The 16,480-nt window shown below is 65.8% G+C and carries 17 protein-coding genes; 8 read left to right on the plus strand and 9 right to left on the minus strand.

All coding sequences use genetic code 11. From position 1 onward, the window contains the following. Positions 1-39: 39 nt before the first annotated feature. A complete protein-coding gene (locus tag ACZK33_RS19860; RefSeq protein WP_423175711.1) occupies positions 40-915 on the minus strand; it encodes an EamA family transporter in 876 nt (291 codons plus the stop codon). Positions 916-987: 72 nt separating this feature from the next. Between ACZK33_RS19860 and ACZK33_RS19865 the strand changes: the two genes are divergently transcribed. The 4 genes from ACZK33_RS19865 to ACZK33_RS19880 all read left to right on the plus strand — a co-directional run bounded on the left by ACZK33_RS19865 (position 988) and on the right by ACZK33_RS19880 (position 5,022). Continuing rightward, positions 988-1,470: an Lrp/AsnC family transcriptional regulator gene (locus ACZK33_RS19865; RefSeq protein WP_032128965.1), complete on the plus strand. Its 483-nt coding sequence runs from the start codon at positions 988-990 to the stop codon at positions 1,468-1,470. Between the two features lie 77 nt (positions 1,471-1,547). Further along, positions 1,548-2,099: a M23 family metallopeptidase gene (locus ACZK33_RS19870; protein WP_071229523.1), complete on the plus strand. Its 552-nt coding sequence runs from the start codon at positions 1,548-1,550 to the stop codon at positions 2,097-2,099. Between the two features lie 172 nt (positions 2,100-2,271). Continuing rightward, on the plus strand, positions 2,272-4,416 hold the full coding sequence (gene fhuE / locus ACZK33_RS19875) for a ferric-rhodotorulic acid/ferric-coprogen receptor FhuE (RefSeq protein WP_121504386.1): 2,145 nt from the start codon (positions 2,272-2,274) through the stop codon (positions 4,414-4,416). Between the two features lie 171 nt (positions 4,417-4,587). Beyond that, a complete protein-coding gene (locus ACZK33_RS19880) occupies positions 4,588-5,022 on the plus strand; it encodes a hypothetical protein (RefSeq protein ID WP_423175709.1) in 435 nt (144 codons plus the stop codon). 70 nt (positions 5,023-5,092) lie between these two features. Here ACZK33_RS19880 and ACZK33_RS19885 read toward each other — a convergent pair whose 3' ends face one another. Continuing rightward, positions 5,093-7,954, minus strand: a complete 2,862-nt coding sequence (locus ACZK33_RS19885) for a TonB-dependent receptor (RefSeq protein WP_032128961.1) — start codon at positions 7,952-7,954, stop codon at positions 5,093-5,095. Positions 7,955-8,056: 102 nt separating this feature from the next. Here ACZK33_RS19885 and ACZK33_RS19890 point away from each other — a divergent pair, with 102 nt between their 5' ends. Beyond that, positions 8,057-8,659: a hypothetical protein gene (locus ACZK33_RS19890; protein WP_329894251.1), complete on the plus strand. Its 603-nt coding sequence runs from the start codon at positions 8,057-8,059 to the stop codon at positions 8,657-8,659. Positions 8,660-8,668: 9 nt separating this feature from the next. Here the strand turns inward: ACZK33_RS19890 and ACZK33_RS19895 are convergent, their stop codons facing one another. Further along, positions 8,669-9,076, minus strand: coding sequence for an ExbD/TolR family protein (locus tag ACZK33_RS19895; protein ID WP_071229521.1), 408 nt, complete (start codon positions 9,074-9,076; stop codon positions 8,669-8,671). Between the two features lie 151 nt (positions 9,077-9,227). Here ACZK33_RS19895 and ACZK33_RS19900 point away from each other — a divergent pair, with 151 nt between their 5' ends. From ACZK33_RS19900 to ACZK33_RS19910, 3 genes are all read left to right on the plus strand, one after another. Further along, the gene (locus ACZK33_RS19900) at positions 9,228-11,213 is read left to right on the plus strand and encodes a transglycosylase SLT domain-containing protein (RefSeq protein WP_478455109.1); all 1,986 of its coding nucleotides are present in this window, start codon (positions 9,228-9,230) and stop codon (positions 11,211-11,213) included. A 106-nt stretch (positions 11,214-11,319) separates the two neighbouring features. Beyond that, entirely contained in the window at positions 11,320-11,556 is a 237-nt protein-coding gene (locus ACZK33_RS19905; RefSeq protein WP_049442860.1) for a hypothetical protein, read from the plus strand. A 114-nt stretch (positions 11,557-11,670) separates the two neighbouring features. Next, positions 11,671-12,891: a multifunctional CCA addition/repair protein gene (locus ACZK33_RS19910; protein ID WP_423175296.1), complete on the plus strand. Its 1,221-nt coding sequence runs from the start codon at positions 11,671-11,673 to the stop codon at positions 12,889-12,891. A 46-nt stretch (positions 12,892-12,937) separates the two neighbouring features. Here ACZK33_RS19910 and ACZK33_RS19915 read toward each other — a convergent pair whose 3' ends face one another. The 6 genes from ACZK33_RS19915 to ACZK33_RS19940 all read right to left on the minus strand — a co-directional run bounded on the left by ACZK33_RS19915 (position 12,938) and on the right by ACZK33_RS19940 (position 16,471). Continuing rightward, positions 12,938-13,135 (minus strand): hypothetical protein, encoded by a 198-nt coding sequence (locus ACZK33_RS19915; protein ID WP_423175295.1) that lies wholly within the window; start codon positions 13,133-13,135, stop codon positions 12,938-12,940. A 102-nt stretch (positions 13,136-13,237) separates the two neighbouring features. Next, positions 13,238-13,672: an SseB family protein gene (locus tag ACZK33_RS19920; RefSeq protein ID WP_005419309.1), complete on the minus strand. Its 435-nt coding sequence runs from the start codon at positions 13,670-13,672 to the stop codon at positions 13,238-13,240. A gap of 49 nt (positions 13,673-13,721) precedes the next feature. After that, positions 13,722-14,057, minus strand: a complete 336-nt coding sequence (locus ACZK33_RS19925; protein WP_423175294.1) for a hypothetical protein — start codon at positions 14,055-14,057, stop codon at positions 13,722-13,724. 3 nt (positions 14,058-14,060) lie between these two features. Then, positions 14,061-15,098: a S41 family peptidase gene (locus tag ACZK33_RS19930; RefSeq protein WP_423175293.1), complete on the minus strand. Its 1,038-nt coding sequence runs from the start codon at positions 15,096-15,098 to the stop codon at positions 14,061-14,063. A 116-nt stretch (positions 15,099-15,214) separates the two neighbouring features. Beyond that, on the minus strand, positions 15,215-15,463 hold the full coding sequence (locus ACZK33_RS19935; RefSeq protein WP_423175299.1) for a hypothetical protein: 249 nt from the start codon (positions 15,461-15,463) through the stop codon (positions 15,215-15,217). A gap of 3 nt (positions 15,464-15,466) precedes the next feature. After that, positions 15,467-16,471: a S41 family peptidase gene (locus tag ACZK33_RS19940; RefSeq protein ID WP_423175292.1), complete on the minus strand. Its 1,005-nt coding sequence runs from the start codon at positions 16,469-16,471 to the stop codon at positions 15,467-15,469. Positions 16,472-16,480: the final 9 nt, after the last annotated feature.

The raw sequence follows: 16,480 nt of genomic DNA on the forward strand, positions 1-16,480 counted from the left end.
ACCTTGGTTGGCACGCTCTCCGCCGGGCATGGCCCGGCGCTACCCCGCCTGCACCACCGGCACCTTCAGCCGCCGCGCGGTCATCGTGCTGCCCACCGAGGCCAGCACCGTGCAGCCGATCGCCAGCCACTGCAATCCATGCAGGTGCTCGTGCAGCAGCAGCATCGCCCACAGCGCGGCCACTGCCGGCTCCATGCTGATCAGGATGCCGAAGGTCTCCTTGGGCAGGCGCTTGAGCGCCATCATCTCCAGCGACATCGGAATCGCGCTGGACACCAGCGCCACCAGCAGGCCGGCCGCCAGGATCTTCGGATCGAGCAGTGCGGCGCCGGCATGCACCACGCCCACCGGCACCACCACCAGCGACGCCGCCAGCAGCCCCAGCGACACCGAATGCCCGGCGTGCAGATGGCCGGCACGCTTGCCGAACACGATGTACAGGCCCCAGCACGCCGCCGCACCCATGGCATACAGCACGCCGGCCGGATCCAGCGCCGGGCCGCCACCGATCGGCAACAGCAACAGCAGCCCCACCGCCGCGCAGCCCACCCACAGGAAGTCGATCGGTCGTCGTGATGACAGCATCGCCACCGTCAGCGGGCCGGTGAACTCGATGGCCACCGCGATGCCGAAAGGGATCGTGCGCAGGGCCATGTAGAACAGCAGGTTCATCAGGCCCAGGGTGAGCCCGTAGCGCAGGATGGTGATCCCATCCACGCGGCTGGTCTTCCAGCGCCATGGCCGCCAGAACAGCAGCAGCAACAGCGCCGAAAAGCCCACGCGCAGCGCGCTGGTGCCCTGGGCACCGATCAGCGGGAACAGGTGTTTTGCGTAGGAGGTGCCGATGGCCAGCGATGTGACCGAGCCGAGCACCGCCAGCGCCGGCAACATCGGCGCGAGTCGTGAGGTCTGCATGCGCAAAGTCTATTGCGCCGGCGCCGAGCACTTGGCTCAATTGACGGCCCGTTCGTGCAACTTCTGCTCGCCATGGCCATCGCCCCCGTGCTCGACAGCTTCGACCGCGCCATCCTCGACCTGCTGCAGCGGGACAACACCCTGCCGCAGCGCGAAATCGCCGAGGCCGTGCACCTGTCCACCCCGGCCGTGCAGCGCCGCATCAAGCGCCTGCAGGACAGCGGCGTGATCGCGGCCAATGTAGCGGTGGTCGCCGCCGCCAAGGTCGGGCGGCCGCTGACCATCATCGTCGAGGTGCGCGTGGTCAGCGAGCAGCGCGAACGCGTGGCGCCGTTCAAGCGTCGCGTGCAGGACGACCCGGCCGTGCAGCAGTGCTACTCGATCACCGGCGATGGCGATTTCCTGCTGTTGCTTTCGGCGGCGTCGATGGAGGAGTACGAGGCGATCACCGAGCGCTTGTTCGGTGGCGATGACAACATCGAGCGCTTCCGTACCTCGGTGGCACTGGGCACCTTGAAGCGGAGTTTCGAGGTCCCGCTGGCACCGGTTCTGTAGCGTCGAGCCATGCTCGACTGCGTTTTTACCGCAAAGCAACAGCCGTCGAGCATGGCTCGACGCTACAGTCGGAGACCATGAGCACTCCGTCCTCTCCTGCCGGTCGCCTGCGCCGCTGGCTGCTGCGCGGCCTGTGGCTGGCCATTGCCGTCGTTGCCGCGATGGCGCTGTGGAACAGTCCCTGGGCCGCCGCACCAAAGATGCTGTGGACACTCGCGCAGATGCCGCCGGCCACCGAACTCCCGGTGCCGGTGGAGGGTGTGCGCCCCCGCCAGATCGCCGATACCTTCGGCGCGCCGCGCGGCCGCGACCGCTCCCACGCCGGCATCGATATCTTCGCCCAGCGCGGCACGCCGGTGCGCAGCGTCACTGCCGGCGTCATCGCGGATGTCAGCGAACGCGGCCTCGGTGGTCGCCAGGTCTGGGTGATCGGGCCCGGGCGGGAACGCTACTACTACGCGCATCTGGAAGGCTGGGCCGAGGGCCTGGCGCGCGGCCAGGTGGTGCAGGCCGGTGACCTGCTCGGCCACGTGGGCGACAGCGGCAATGCCAAGGGCACGCCGCCGCATCTGCACTGGGGCATCTACGGCACGAACGGCCCCCGCAACCCGTTGCCGTTGCTGCGCTGATCGCCACGGCGCACCCGCGCACCGAACCGTTCATGATTTGTAAATAGGAATAGTTCGTATTACCATTTCTTTCGTTTCCGGTGGTGCCAGGACGGCCTGCCCGCCCTTCCCCTACCCGTAGCGCCTCGCCTCCTGGATGCCGGCCGAACGCGCGTGCTCGTCCAGGACCCCCATGACCCGTCCCGCCTTCCGTACCCTGCAGCCGCAGCGGCTGTCCGTTGCCGTGCTTGCCGTTCTCTGCGCCGTGGCCCCGGCCGCCTTCGCCGACACCGCCGCCGATCCGACCACGCTGGACAAGGTGGTGGTCAAGGGCGAACGTGCCGAAGGCTATTCGGTGCGCCGCACCTCGGCCGGTACCCGCTTCGATCTGGCACCGCGCGAGATCCCGCAGTCGGTCAGCATCATCAGCCACCAGCGCATCGAAGATCAGAAGCTGGACGACATCATCGACGTGCTGGCCAACACCACCGGCGTGACCAGCACCCAGTCCGACAGCGAGCGCACCGAGTTCTACGCGCGTGGCTTCTACATCGATGCCTACCAGTTCGATGGCCTGCCGACGCAGATGGTGCAGAACTGGAGCTACGGCGATTCCGGCCTCGATCTTGCGCTGTACGACCGCGTGGAAGTGGTACGCGGCGCTACCGGCCTGCTCAGCGGTGCCGGCAATCCGTCCGCCTCGGTGAACCTCATCCGCAAACACGCCGACAGCGCAGAACTGACCGGCAGCGTCTCGGTGAACGTCGGCAGTTGGGGCCGCACGCGCACCACCGTGGACGTGGGCACCGCGCTGAACGCCAGTGGCACGGTGCGCGGCCGGGTGATCGGCAGCTACCTGGACACCGATGGTCAGATGGACCGCTACAACCAGCGCAAGACGCTGGGTTATGCCGTCATCGACGCCGACCTGACCCCGGACACGCAGCTCAGCGTGGGCTACGACTACCAGCAGAAGCGCGCCAACGGCGCGACCTGGGGCGGCTTCCCGATGTGGTACGCCGATGGCAGCCCGACCAACTATCCGACCTCGTTCAATCCGTCGCCGGACTGGACCTACTGGGACACCACCAGCAAGCGTGCGTTCGCCACCCTGCAGCATGCCTTCAGCAACGGCTGGAAGTTCAAGATCGGCGCCACCCACGACCGCACCAAGGCCGACGACAAGCTGTTCTATCCGGCCTACACCGCGTTCAACAAGACCACGGGCGCCGGCATCACGCCGATGGCCGGCTTCTACAACACCGAGCGCAAGGTTGATGGCATCGATGGCTACATCGATGGGCCGTTCCAGCTGTTCGGCCGCGAGCACCAGTTCATGGCCGGCCTGAGCTACAACAAGCGTGAGTTCGCCAACTATGGTGATTTCCAGCCTGACTTCAACGATCCGAATGCACAGTACCTGCCGCTGGCCAGCTACTTCGGCTGGACCGGTGATTTCCCGCAGCCGAACTGGCGACCGCTGAAGCTTGCCAGCCAGGGCACCATCACCCAAAAGGCCGGCTATGCCGCCGCACGCCTGTCGCTGGCCGATCCACTGAAGCTGATCATCGGTGCGCGCTACACCGACTGGAAGAGCGAAGACGAAGGCAACGACCGCTCGCACAAAGTGACCACGCCGTATGCCGGACTGGTCTACGACATCAACGATACCTACTCCGCCTACGCCAGCTATACCGAGATCTTCCAGCCGCAGACGCTGCGCAACAAGCAGGGCAGCTACCTCGATCCGGTCGATGGCAAGAGCTACGAAGTCGGCGTCAAGGGCGCGTGGTTCGACAACCGGCTGAATGCATCCGTGGCAGTGTTCCGCATCGAGCAGGACAACGTTGGCCAGGAAACCATGGACAAGGTCGACGGGCAAATGAACGAGACCGCCTACATCGCTGCACGTGGCACCGTCAGCCGCGGCTTCGAGTTCGAAGTGAACGGCGAACTGGCACCGGGCTGGAACGCGACCTTCGGTGCTTCACGTTACGTGGCCAAGGACATCAACGGCGCCGACATCAACACCAACCTGCCGCAGACCGCGCTGAAGCTGTTCACCAGCTACACCCCGCAATCGCTGCAGGAACTGACCGTCGGCGGCGGTGCCAACTGGCAGAACCGCATCTACTACGCTGCGCCGGTAGTGGGCCGTTTCGAACAGGAAGGCTACGCGCTGGTCAGTGCCTTCGTGCGCTACCGCATCTCGCCGGAGTTCAGCGTGCAGGCCAACCTCAACAACCTGCTGGACAAGAAGTACTACTCGCAGATCACCGGCTACGGTGCCTACGGCGACGGCCGCAATGGCTCGCTGACGTTCACCTGGGCGTTCTGATCCAACCGGCCTTGTAGCGTCGAGCCATGCTCGACTCGATCACACGGGGTCGTCGAGCACGGCTCGACACCACAACGGGGGCGCTCGGCGCCCCCGTTGCCGCGCTGACCTTGCAGGTGTAGCGTCGCGCAGACGGATACCTCGCGCCTTTCCCCTCAAGGACGACCGGCCATGCGCACCCGCACGAAACTCGCTCTCTCGCTCGTGGCCCTGTTCTCTTCGCTGCCGCTGATGGTCGCTACAGGCAATGGCTACTTCATCCTGCTTCTGCTGATCGGCCTGCCCGCAGCGATCCTGTTCTGGTTCGATCTGGGCCGTGAACTGCGCGCCATCCCCACTCCCACCCGCTCCGAGCGCGCGCTGGGATTGGCAATGGGCATTCCACAGGTGCTGTTCGGACTGTTGTGCGCGGGGATCGGCCTGATCCTGGTGGCCTGGATCCTGTACAACCTGCTGGTCCAAACGCTGCCACAGTTCCGCATTCCCTCACTGCCCGCCTTCGCGGTCGGGCCGATGATGATCGTGGCCGGACTGGGATGGGCACGCACCGCGTTCCGCCGTGCCAGCCTTGAACAGGATGACCCGGAACAGGACATTCCGGATTGACCGCCTTCATGGAGTCGAGCATGGCTCGACGCTGCAACGGCGCCGGGCTGAGCCCGGCGCCGTCCCTTCATCAGAAACGCAGGTCCGCGCGCAGGTACCAGTAGCGGCCACGCGGGATGTCATAGGTCGAAGCGTCGTAACCGTTCAACGAGCACGACAGGCAGATCGGCGGATCCTTGTCGAACACGTTGTTCAGGCCAGCGGTCAGCTGCAGCCCCTTCATCCAGTCGATCTTGTAGCCCACCTGCATGTCATGGAAGGTGGTGGCCGACAGCGTATTGGTGCCTGCGGCCTGGTTGCTGCAGACCGGGAATACAGAGGCGTCACCGCAGTTCTCGGTCAATTCGGAGATATGCCGAACGGTCCAGTTGGCACTCCAGCGGTCCAGCGTCCAGCCGATGCTGGCATTGCTGGTCCATTCCGGAATCGAGCTGTCGGCCACTTCCACGCCCGGCTTCTGCGGCTGCTTCTGGCCCGCCGCACCGGTGGCCTCGTAGCGGCCGACGAACGTGTTCTTCCAGCCCAGCTTGAACTGGCCGATCGAGCTCTGCGGCAACGTCCAGAACAGATCCACGTCCCAGCCATCGGTCTTGATCGAGCCGAGATTGGTCAGGCGGTTGTTGAAGCTGCTCACTGCACCGGTATTGGCGCGGGTGATGCCATCGCAGTAGATCGGATCCAGCGTTTCCACGCACAGGTCCAGCTGGGTCTGCGCGTTGATTGCCTGGATCGCGCCATCGATGGCATGGCGATAGAAGGTCACCTCCACGTCGAAGCGCTCGGACCACGAGGTGTTGTTGCCAAACCACGGGCTCCACACGAATCCGGCACTGAAACTGCGCGAGCGCTCCGGATCCAGCTCGCGGTTGCCGCCGGTGGTCACCGAGATCTGCGAGTTGGCCTGCTGGAAGCCGGCCGGCACGCCCAGCGCGGCACAGTTGGCGGCGCTGCCGCGCGGCGGCGTACCGCCCAGGCCCACCGAGCATGGATCGAACAACTGCAGGTCGGCACGCGCGGCCGAACCGTACAACTCACCGATCGACGGTGCACGGAAGCCCTCGGCATAGGTCGTGCGCAGCACGAAATCGTCGGTCACCTGCCAACGCAGGCCGTACTTGGGCGTGAACTCGCCACCGAAGGTGGAGTAGTCCGAATAGCGCCCGGCCAGGCTCAGGTCCAGCTTCTTGCCGAATGAAGAGTCGGCGAAGATCGGCACGCTCAACTCCAGGTAGGCCTCGTTGACGTCATACGAGCCGGATGTCGGCTGCGAAGGCACGCCGTTGTAGTGGCCCGCCACCGTCAGCGGATCGGGCTGGTACGAACCCTCGTACTTGCGATACTCGAAGCCGGTAGCGAACGACACCGGGCCGGCCGGCAGCGTGAACAGGTCGCTGGACAGGTTGGCGGTGAACAGGCTCAGTTCGTTCTGGCTGCGGTCACGCACCACCGGCTGGATCCACTTCAGCATGTCCGGAGTGATCGAACCGGCACCGCCGAAGATGTTCAGCGGCACGCAGCCCGGCGTCGCCGCACAGACGGACGGATCGCCCAGCGCCATGTTGACGTTGTAGATGTTGTAGCTGCCGTAGTTGGTCTGTTCGGCCTTGTTCTTGCTGTACATGCCGTTGACGTCCCAGTACCAGCTGCGGTCAGCCGCCTGGAAGTTGCCGACGAAGCCGGTGGCGAAATACGTGGTGTCCACTTCCTGCTTGAACACGCGCGCGCCGCCTTCTACTGGACGGCGACCGATCAGGCTCAGGTTGTCACCCGAGACCAGGTCGAAGCCGAACGGGTTGTACGGGTTGAGCGCAGACACGGTGATGTTGTCGGCCAGCGGATTGCCGGTGGCGCCATCGGGACCGAAGAACAGCGGCTCCGGGCCGGCCTGGTTGGTCGACTCACGGCGGTTGCCCAGTGCCTTGACGTACCACTGCACGTTGTCGGTGATGTCGAAGCGGAACTGACCGAACAGGCCTTTACGCTCCGACGGTGTCAGCACCATGTTGTATTCGGCGAAGTTGAAGCGATCAGCACTGGTGAAGCAGTGATAGTCATCGGTGCGCGCGCAGCCGGCACTGCCGTCGTAGCGCGGGTTGCTCACGCCGGTATTGGGCACGATGTTCTGCACCGCACCGGTGTTCGGGTCGGTGAACATGAAACGGCCCTGCGGAATGCCACCGCTGCCGAAGGCCAGGCCGGTGCCGGGAATCGGGAAGCGCGACTGCTCGCGGTCCTTGGCGAACACCGGATCCTGCTTGGTCCAGCTGGCGCCGAGGAACAGGCTGAAGCGGTCGCCGCTCTTGCCCCAGGCCAGGTCCACGCCCTTCTGCGTGCCATCGCCCTTGCTGTACTCGCCGTAGTTCAGGGTCACCTGGCCGCCATCGAAATCACGGCGGGTGATGATGTTGACCACGCCGGCAATGGCATCGGAGCCATACAGCGACGACGCGCCATCTTCGAGCACTTCGATGCGCTCGACGATGGCCAGCGGAATGGTGTTGAGGTCGGTGGCAGAGCCCACACCGGAGGCGGACGACTCATTGACCCAGCGGATGCCGTCAACCAGCACCAGCACGCGCTTGGCGCCCAGATGGCGCAGGTCCACCTGCGCCGAGCCAGCACCGACACCACTGCCATCGGGCGGGAAGCCGAAGTTGCCGGACGAATTGAACTTGGCATTGAGCGCGGAACCGGAACCGGTGAGCTGCTGCAGCACTTCGCCGATCGAGGTCAGGCCGGTGCGTTCGATATCACCGCGGGTCAGCGTCTGGATCGGCACCTGGCCTTCGACTTCAGCGCGCTTGATGCGGGTACCGGTGACTTCCACCGCATCGAGGTTGGTGGTGGATTGTGCAGCGGCACCCAACGGTGCCAGGGTCATCACGCACAGCGCGACGGCAACCGCCAAAGGGCGGTGGTGCAGGTGATTCATTCGCTCTCTCTCCAAAGGAATGTCGGGACAAGGGCTGCCGCACTCCCTCCCTGCATGGCGGCGCCGTCTCCTTTGTAAACAAGTGGTAAAAATCGCGGCGTGATGATCGACACTCTTTCACGCGGAATTGACGCAATTGCAGGCCGATTGCGTCAGATGACTGCAGGTTATGACCGGACGATATTGTTCACGACAGGCAGCCTTGATGCCGGCTGCGACAGCGCGCGCCGGGGGCTGCCACATTCATGGAAAAGGTCTTTGCCGGACCGTTTCAGGAATAGTTTGAAATTCCCTCTTTCAGAAGGCGCCGCTAGTCGATCCAGCGCAGACTCGCACCTCCAGCCATTCGCGGGAGGGTCGATCATGAAAGCGGTGAGTGCGGTGCTGGGTGTCACGACGGTGATGACGCTGCTTTTTTCCCTGGCGGGCGAATCGAGAGCAGGCGGCGTGATCGAGTGCAACAACTGCCCCTCTCCCAGCGATGCGGCCTTGGCCTCGGGAGAGGGATTGACGGTTGTGGTGGATTTCGAGAGAGCCGAGTTGACTGCTTTCGACGTTGAACGTGCCGCTGGGACCGGAAGGTGGCGAGCACATCCAACCCCGGTTCCAGCGCAGATTGAAATGGCCTTTCTGCGGATCCTGGATGCGACGCTGTCAGCAGGGGAAGCGCCGCTCATGCAGCAATCACCGCATGAGCGGCAGTGAGACATCGCACTACCGCACGAACGCAATGCGCTCCATGCCGGTCGCCTCGGCTGCGGCCAGAATCCTCGCCATGCCTTCGTATTCGGCCGCCGGATCGGTGGCGATACGCAGCTCCGGCAGGTTGCCGGCATGTTCGCCCGCCTGTGCCTGCAGGCGCGCCTGCAGCTCACTGATCACCATCGGCTGGCCATTCCAGCTGAGCTGGTTGGCAGCGTCCAGGCGCAGCTCGATCGGCGGTGGCGGTTCGGGACGGTCGACCACGCGATCGGTGGCCTGTGGCAACTGCACGGCTATCGGCCGGGCCACGATCGGCGCGGTCACGATGAAGATGATCAACAGCACCAGCATCACATCCACCAGTGGCGTGACATTGATGTCCGCCAGCGGGCCGCTTCTTCCTGCGCTACTGAACGCCATGTGCCGCTCCCTGCAGCCGGGCCGTTCGCCCAAGCTCGACACTACGTCGCCCGCAGGCTCGCGAGGCAGTGCCTGCAGCACGAGCATTCAGCTGCCGTTGCCGACCCATCGCGTGCACGCAATGCGAAACTGAATTCAGCCATTGCCCGCTATGCTGCCCGCCATGACCCGACGCTCTTCGACCGCCCTGTCCCTGCTGCCCTTGGCCACCACGCTGCTGATCGGCTGCGCCAATGCCCAGTCCCTCGACGCCCATAACGCGCAGCTGAAGGCCGCGATCGCTTCCGCCGAACGCGGCCAGTTCGATCCCGGCCAAGCCGCCGCACTCAGCCGCCATCCTGCATACGGCTGGCTGGAGTACGCCAACCTGCGCCGCAACATCGACACCGTCGATACCGCGCAGGCGCAGGCCTTCCTCAAGCGCTACGACGGCCAGGCCGTGGCTACCACCTTCCGCAGCGTGTGGCTGCCCTCGGTCGCACGCCGCCAGGACTGGCCGACCCTGCTCGCCAACTGGGCGCCCACCGACAACGCCGGCCTGCGCTGTGCGCAGCTGACCGCGCGCCAGGTGACCGGTAAGGTCGATCCGCAGTGGATCAGTGAAGCGCAGGATCTGTGGCGCAAGAACGGCAAGTCGCTGCCGGACGGCTGTGATGCCGTTTTCGCCGTGCTGCAGGCGCAGGGTGGTCTGAGCGACGCGCTGCGCTGGGAACGCATCGATGCCGCCGCCGACGCGCAGCAACCGGCGGTGATGCGCAGCGCTGCTCGCGGCCTGCCCGCCACCGATCTGGCGCTGGCCAACACCTACGCCGCCTTCGTCGACAAGCCCAATGCCAGCGCATTGAACTGGCCGCGCAACGAGCGCAGCCGGCGCATCGCCACTGATGGCCTGGCCAAGCTGGCCAAGGCCGATCCCGGCGCCACCGAACAGCAGCTGCCGCAGTACGCGCAGGCACTGGGCCTGAGTGCCGACCAGCAGGGCCAGGTGCTGTACCAGATCGCACTGTGGACGGTGGCGTCCTACCTGCCCGATTCGGCGCGCCGTCTCAATGCGGTGCCGGAATCGGCGTACGACGAACGCCTGCACGAATGGCGCGTGCGCGAAGCGATGTCGCGCGGCGACTGGCCGGCAGCGCTGACCGCGATCCGCAAGATGGGCAGCAAGCAGCGCAGCGACCCGCGCTGGCGCTACTTCGAAGGCCGCATGCTGGAGAAGACCGGCCAGGCCCAACAGGCGCAGCCGCTGTTCCGCGAGGCCGCGCGCGCACCGACCTTCCATGGTTTCCTCGCCGCCGACAAACTGCAGCAGGGCTACACGCTGTGCCCGTGGAAGCCGAACGACAGCGCGCAGGCACAGGCGGTGATCGCGCGCGACCCAGCCATCCAGCGCGCGATGGCGCTGTACCAGATCGACCGCGCCGGCTGGGCCGTGGCCGAATGGAACAGTGCGCTGTCGCGCTTCGATGACACCCAGCGCCGCCTCGCCGTTCGCGTGGCGCAGGACAATGGCTGGTTCGACCGCGCCGTGTTCGCACTCGGCAAGCAGCCGCAGGAACAGCGCCTGTACGACCTGCGTTTCCCGCTGCACCACGACGCCACCATCCGCCGCGAATCGGCACGCAACGCGATCGATCCGGCCTGGGTGGCAGCAGAGATCCGCGCCGAGAGCACCTTCACCCCGCGCGCGCGCTCGCCTGCCAACGCCATGGGCCTGATGCAGGTGCTGCCGGCCACCGGTGCCGGCGTGGCCAAGTCGATCGGCCTGACCGGCTACGGCGGCGCCGACAGCCTGTACGACCCGGACACCAACATCGCCATCGGTACCGCCTACCTGCGCCAGCTGATGAACAAGTACGACGGCCTGCCGTACGTGACCATCGCCGCCTACAACGCCGGCCCGACCCCGACCGCGCGTTGGCAGAGCCAGCGCCCGGGTTATGACCCGGACCTGTGGATCGAGACCATCAGCTACAAGGAAACCCGCGAGTACGTCGCGCGCGTGCTGGCCTTCAGCGTGATCTACGACTGGCGCCTCAATGGCGATGCATTGCCGCTGAGCGACCGCCTGATGGGCCGCCTGGTGGACAAGCGCAAGAGCTTCAGCTGCGCCGCCAACGCTGACCAGGGCGGCGATTGATCGCACTGCGGTCGTGCCGGCCGCTGGCCGGCTTCGGCCATTATCCAAGGGTTGCCGGCCAGCGGCCGGCACTACCCGGCATCCGTTTCCCGGGGAGGGGAAAGCGATGAGCCTGCTGGCCTGGATCGGGATATTCGCCGCCTGGAGCCTGTTCGCCACCTGGGTGCTGCGCTGGGGTGGCGCGGCCTGGATGGAAGGCTGGAAGTCGCTGGCCTTCATCGACAGCTGGGGCAGCCTGTGGGACGAAGCGCAGATCAAGCTCTACTTCCTCTGCCTGTGGATCGTCTACGGACTGTGGTTCCTGGCTGGCCTGTTCGTGCCGGAGTGGCGCGGCCTGCCGTGATGCATCTGCGTCGGTAGTGCGGGCCGCTGGCCGGCACCCCCTGGGCAAATAGCGGTTGCCGGCCAGCGGCCGGCACTACCAGTGCATCTGCGCCGGGCATGCGATCATCCCCCCATGAAGATCTATCTTGTCGGCGGCGCCGTGCGCGACCGCCTGCTGCAGCGCACTGCCGGCGACCGTGACTGGGTGGTGGTTGGCGCCACGCCCGCGCAGATGGGAGCGCAGGGCTACACCGCCGTCGGCCGTGATTTCCCGGTGTTCCTGCATCCGAAGACGGGTGAGGAGTACGCGCTGGCGCGCACCGAGCGCAAATCCGGCCGTGGCTATCGCGGCTTCGTGGTCGATGCCGATCCGGCGGTGACGCTGGAAGAGGACCTGCAGCGCCGCGACTTCACCATCAACGCGATCGCCTGCGATGAGGAAACCGGCACGCTGGTCGATCCTTACGGTGGCGTTCGCGATCTTGAGCAGCGCGTGCTGCGCCACGTCGGCCCGGCGTTCGTGGAAGATCCACTGCGCGTGCTGCGCGCGGCGCGCTTCATGGCGCGCTTCGCGCCACTGGGCTTCACCGTCGCCGAAGAGACCATGGCGCTGATGCGCGAGGTCGCCGCCAGTGGCGAGCTGGACGCGCTGGTGCCGGAACGCGTCTGGCAGGAACTGCGCAAGGCGCTGGTCAGTGAACGGCCCTCCGCCTTCCTGCGCACGCTGCACGATGCGCAGGCACTGGGCCCGATCCTGCCCGAGCTGGAAGCGCTGTATGGCGTGCCGCAGCGTGCCGAATTCCACCCGGAAGTCGATACCGGCATCCACCAGGAAATGGTCAGCGACATGGCCGCGAAGCTGGCACCGGGTGATGACCTGGTCGGCTTCGCTGCCCTCACCCACGACCTCGGCAAGGGCCTGACCCCGCCGGAGGAATGGCCGCGCCACATCATGCACGAGCAGCGCGGCATCAAACCGCTGAAGGCATTGTGCGCGCGGTTGAAGATTCCCACCGAGCACCAGCAACTGGCCGAAGCGGTCTGCCGCGAGCACTTGAACGTGCACCGCATCGACGAACTGCGCGATGCCACCGTGCTGGAACTGCTGGGCCGCTGCGATGCACTACGCCGGCCGGAACGCGTGGCCCGCATCGTACTGTGCTGCGAGGCCGACAAGCGCGGCCGGCTCGGTTTCGAGGATGCCGACTACCCACAGGGCGAAGCGCTCAAGCGCCTGCACCAGGCGGCGCTGTCAGTGCAGGCGCGGGATCTGGATACCACGCATCTGAAGGGCCCGGCCATCGGCGAAGCACTGGCCAAGGCACGGGTGAAAGCCATCGCCGCCGCCCGCTGAAGCCCGGGTAGTGCCGGCCGCTGGCCGGCACCTTCACATCGCCCGTCTATCGACGACGCTTGCGCGAGAAGTGGTCGACTGCATGAGCACCCAACAAGATAGGTTGCATCAAGAGGAAGAGCCAACCAGCCAACCGGAGCGTCTCCACCGGATTGAACCGGGTGATGAACGCAGCTGCCAGTGCCAAACCCGCAAGAAGGCCGATCTCATAGACCCACAGCGATCGGTTAGAACGCTTGCCCACGATGCTCCTCTCCATTGAACAGGACGCACTTGCAAGCCATCGCCGCCGTCCGGCATCACGGGTAGTGCCGGCCGCTGGCCGGCAACCAGACAATCCCTGGATTCAGTGCGCCATGCCGCGGGTGATCGCCGCTGCACGCTGCTTTAGCTGGGCCACGGCATCGGGAATCATCTCCATGCCCACGTCCAGGCCCGGGTTCAGCACCAGGCCGACGCCGTCGCCGATACCGGCCAGCAGCGCGTGCACCGCGATCGGCATGGCATGGGCAAACTGCGGCAGCTGCTCGTGCCACAGGCCGGCGCGCTCGGGGGCGGTGAACACCGCGAACATCGGCTCGCCGCTCTCGCTGGTCAGCACCAGCGGCGAGATGCTCTCGTCCCAGGCGCCATCTTCGCCGATGGCCTTGTCCAGCAGCACGAACGCCGTCGAGGTCAGCAGGCCGTCGAGGAACTGCGCTGCGGTCAGCGTGCCGTCCTGGGCCTGCAGCAGGCGCACCTCGAGGTCGTTGAGGGGTTCGAACGGGGTGTCGTGGTCCATGGTCGGTTCCGGTACGTGATTGCAGGGCAGACTTTAACAGGCCCGCTCCTCAACCGAGGAATCCATGACGCCACAGCCAGCCCAGCGCCGCCAGACCGGCCACCAGCACCAGCATCAGCGGCAGGCCGAAGCGGTGCCGCCACGGGATCGGCACCCCACCCAGCTGCTGGTCCATGGTCTCGGTATCCAGCACCCAGCCGTGCCCGCACCGGCAGCAGGCCGGCTCGTAGCGGCGATGGTAGGTGAGGCCGAACAGCAGGTCGATGCGCGCCATCTTGTAGCGCAGCTGGGGCGCGAACTCGGTTTCCGTCTGGCAGCGCAGGCAGTGGTGGGCTTCGGTTGGGCCGACCACCACCACCCGCTCCTGCTGGCCGATCAGGATCATGGATCAGCGGCCCTGGCAGGCGGGTTGGGCCAGCAGCCAGGCTTGGGCGGCGGCAAGGGTGGCCGCATCGCCTGTCGTCAATTCATCCGGAGTAATCCTGGCACCGGCGCCAGCGCCAGTGCGGTCTTTCATCACCGCGGTCGTCACCGCCAACACACTGCCATCCACCAGGGACCTCGTATCGTTGCTTGTCGAGAAGCCCGCTGTCGACTGCCCGAAACTCCGCGTCTGGAGGCGCCCCCTGAATGACAGCATCGTCGCTTCGCCAGAGCTGGCGGTATTCGACCCGACCAGAACGGCGACGGGCGCGCCGGGCTGCTTGAGGGAATACCCCGGTCGACCGAATCCCAGCCTGGGACGACCATCGACCTGCACCATGGTCGGCGTCAGACTCCAGCGCCGCGACCCGTGGGCAGCAGCAAACGACCCGACCTCTTCCACGCCTGTCGACGACGTGCGCAGCAACGGCGCAACACCCAGCAGCATCGGCCACATGTTGCCCCCATGGTTGCTGCGCAGATCGACAATCCAGCCACAGCGATCGCCGCTGTCCTTGCCACGGATGACATCCTGCCATTGCAGCGCGCGCTGGATGTCCTGATTGAACTCGTCCTGCCGCGCAGCCCCCGGCGTGGCGGCATAGCCTTCGATGACCACCCAGCCAATGCGTGCATCGACGGCACCAGCCACTTTCGCCTTGGCAACGGCCTCAGCGCCGACCTGCTTCGAGCGCTCCGTGGCTTCACGCTTGCGTGCAAGCGTCATCCAGACACCATGCCCCCCGGTGCTCTCCACGATGATCTCACGCAGGGCGGTATGCAACGCACCCGGGTACGCCTGCAACGACGCCAGTCGCTTACGAGCGGCAGGCCAGTCCACTTTGTCGCGGTACAAGGCTTCATGCTCGAGCAGATCCAGGATCTGTACCTGCGCTTCCGGCGAAGGTACTTCGGTGGTGGACGCGATGGCGGCCGTTGCGTTGGCTGCCAGAAGGGTCAGTATCAGCGCGCCATTCCCAGGCACTCCCTTGCACATCTGCATGCGACGTTTCCTTGTCGTTGGGTCAGGTTCACAGCATAACCGTGGCGAATCATGCCGCGCCATTACGCGGATAGCCGTTGTAGAGCCGAGCCCATGCTCGGCTGCATGGGACACGATCAAAGCAGCCGAGCATGGCTCGGCTCTACAGGGTCATGGCGCCGGTGGAATCTGTGCCGACCAAGGTCGACACCTACCAGAGCGGGTCTCGTAGCGGCGATGGTAGGTGAGGCGAACAGCAGGTCGATGCGCGCCATCTTGTAGCGCAGCTGGGGCGCGAACCCGGTTTCCGTCTGGCAGCGCAGGCAGTGTTGGGGTTCGGTTGGGCCGACCACCACCACCCGCTCGTGCTGGCCGATCAGGATCATGGATCAGCTGCTCTGGCAGGCGGGCTGGGCCAGCAGCCAGGCTTGGGCGGCGGCAAGGGTGACTGGTCCGCTGGGGGTAGCCTGATCCGGCTGCATCCTGCCACCGTCGCCCTGGCCGTTACGGTCGGTCATGACGTTGTGGGTCAACAGCAAGGTGGTACCGTCCACCAGCGTCGTCGGTCGATTGCCGGTAGAAAAGCCCGCGCTCGGCTGACCGAAACTACGACTCCCTGGTTGCCCTCGAAACGCGAGCGCCACTGCTTCGCCGGAGCTGGCAGTGCCTGCCCCCATCACCACCGCCACCGGTGCCGTGCCCGCACGCAGCCGATACGCGCCCTGTCGTGAACGCAGCATCGATGCGTTGCCTTGCACGACTTCACCTTCCGCCTGCCGCCACCACAGCAATCCATTGGCACTACGGAAAGCGCCGATCAACGCTCCCTGCGTATCCGGCGTTCCATGCAGCAATGGCAACAAACCAAACAACATCGGCCACATGTTGCCGCCGCCATTGCTGCTTACATCCACTACCCAGCCGCACCGCATTCCGTCATCCAGGCCAGCGATACGCTCCTGCAACGCCAGCGCGTAGACCTTACGTGCTTCATAACGTTCCGATTCGCTGCGTTGCAGGTCTTCCACGAAGGGGCTCACCCGCAGCACGCCGATGCGGGGATTGGCGTGTCTGGGGACAGCGAGGTCGTTCGCCTGAGCGGCATTCAAGCGCTGAGCACGTTCGGAGCGCTGACGCTGCTCGCTTGGTGAAAACCAACGGCCGTGGCCTCCGCTGCTGCGTGCGGCGGCCTCATCCAGAACACGGCGCTGTTGTGCGCGGTCATCGCCTGCGGCGTTCAGGCGTGCGCGCACGTCGTTCCAATCGACGCGGCCACGGTACAAGGACTGGGTTTCCAACAATTGCAGCATCTGCTCACGCGCCTCGGGCGACGGCAGCTCCACTGTTTCCTCTGCAACAGCGGCCGCAGATGAAAGCAGCAGCGTGGCGAGCATGGCGGCACG

It is taken from the genome of Stenotrophomonas sp. 86156_Sma, assembly GCF_056481625.1.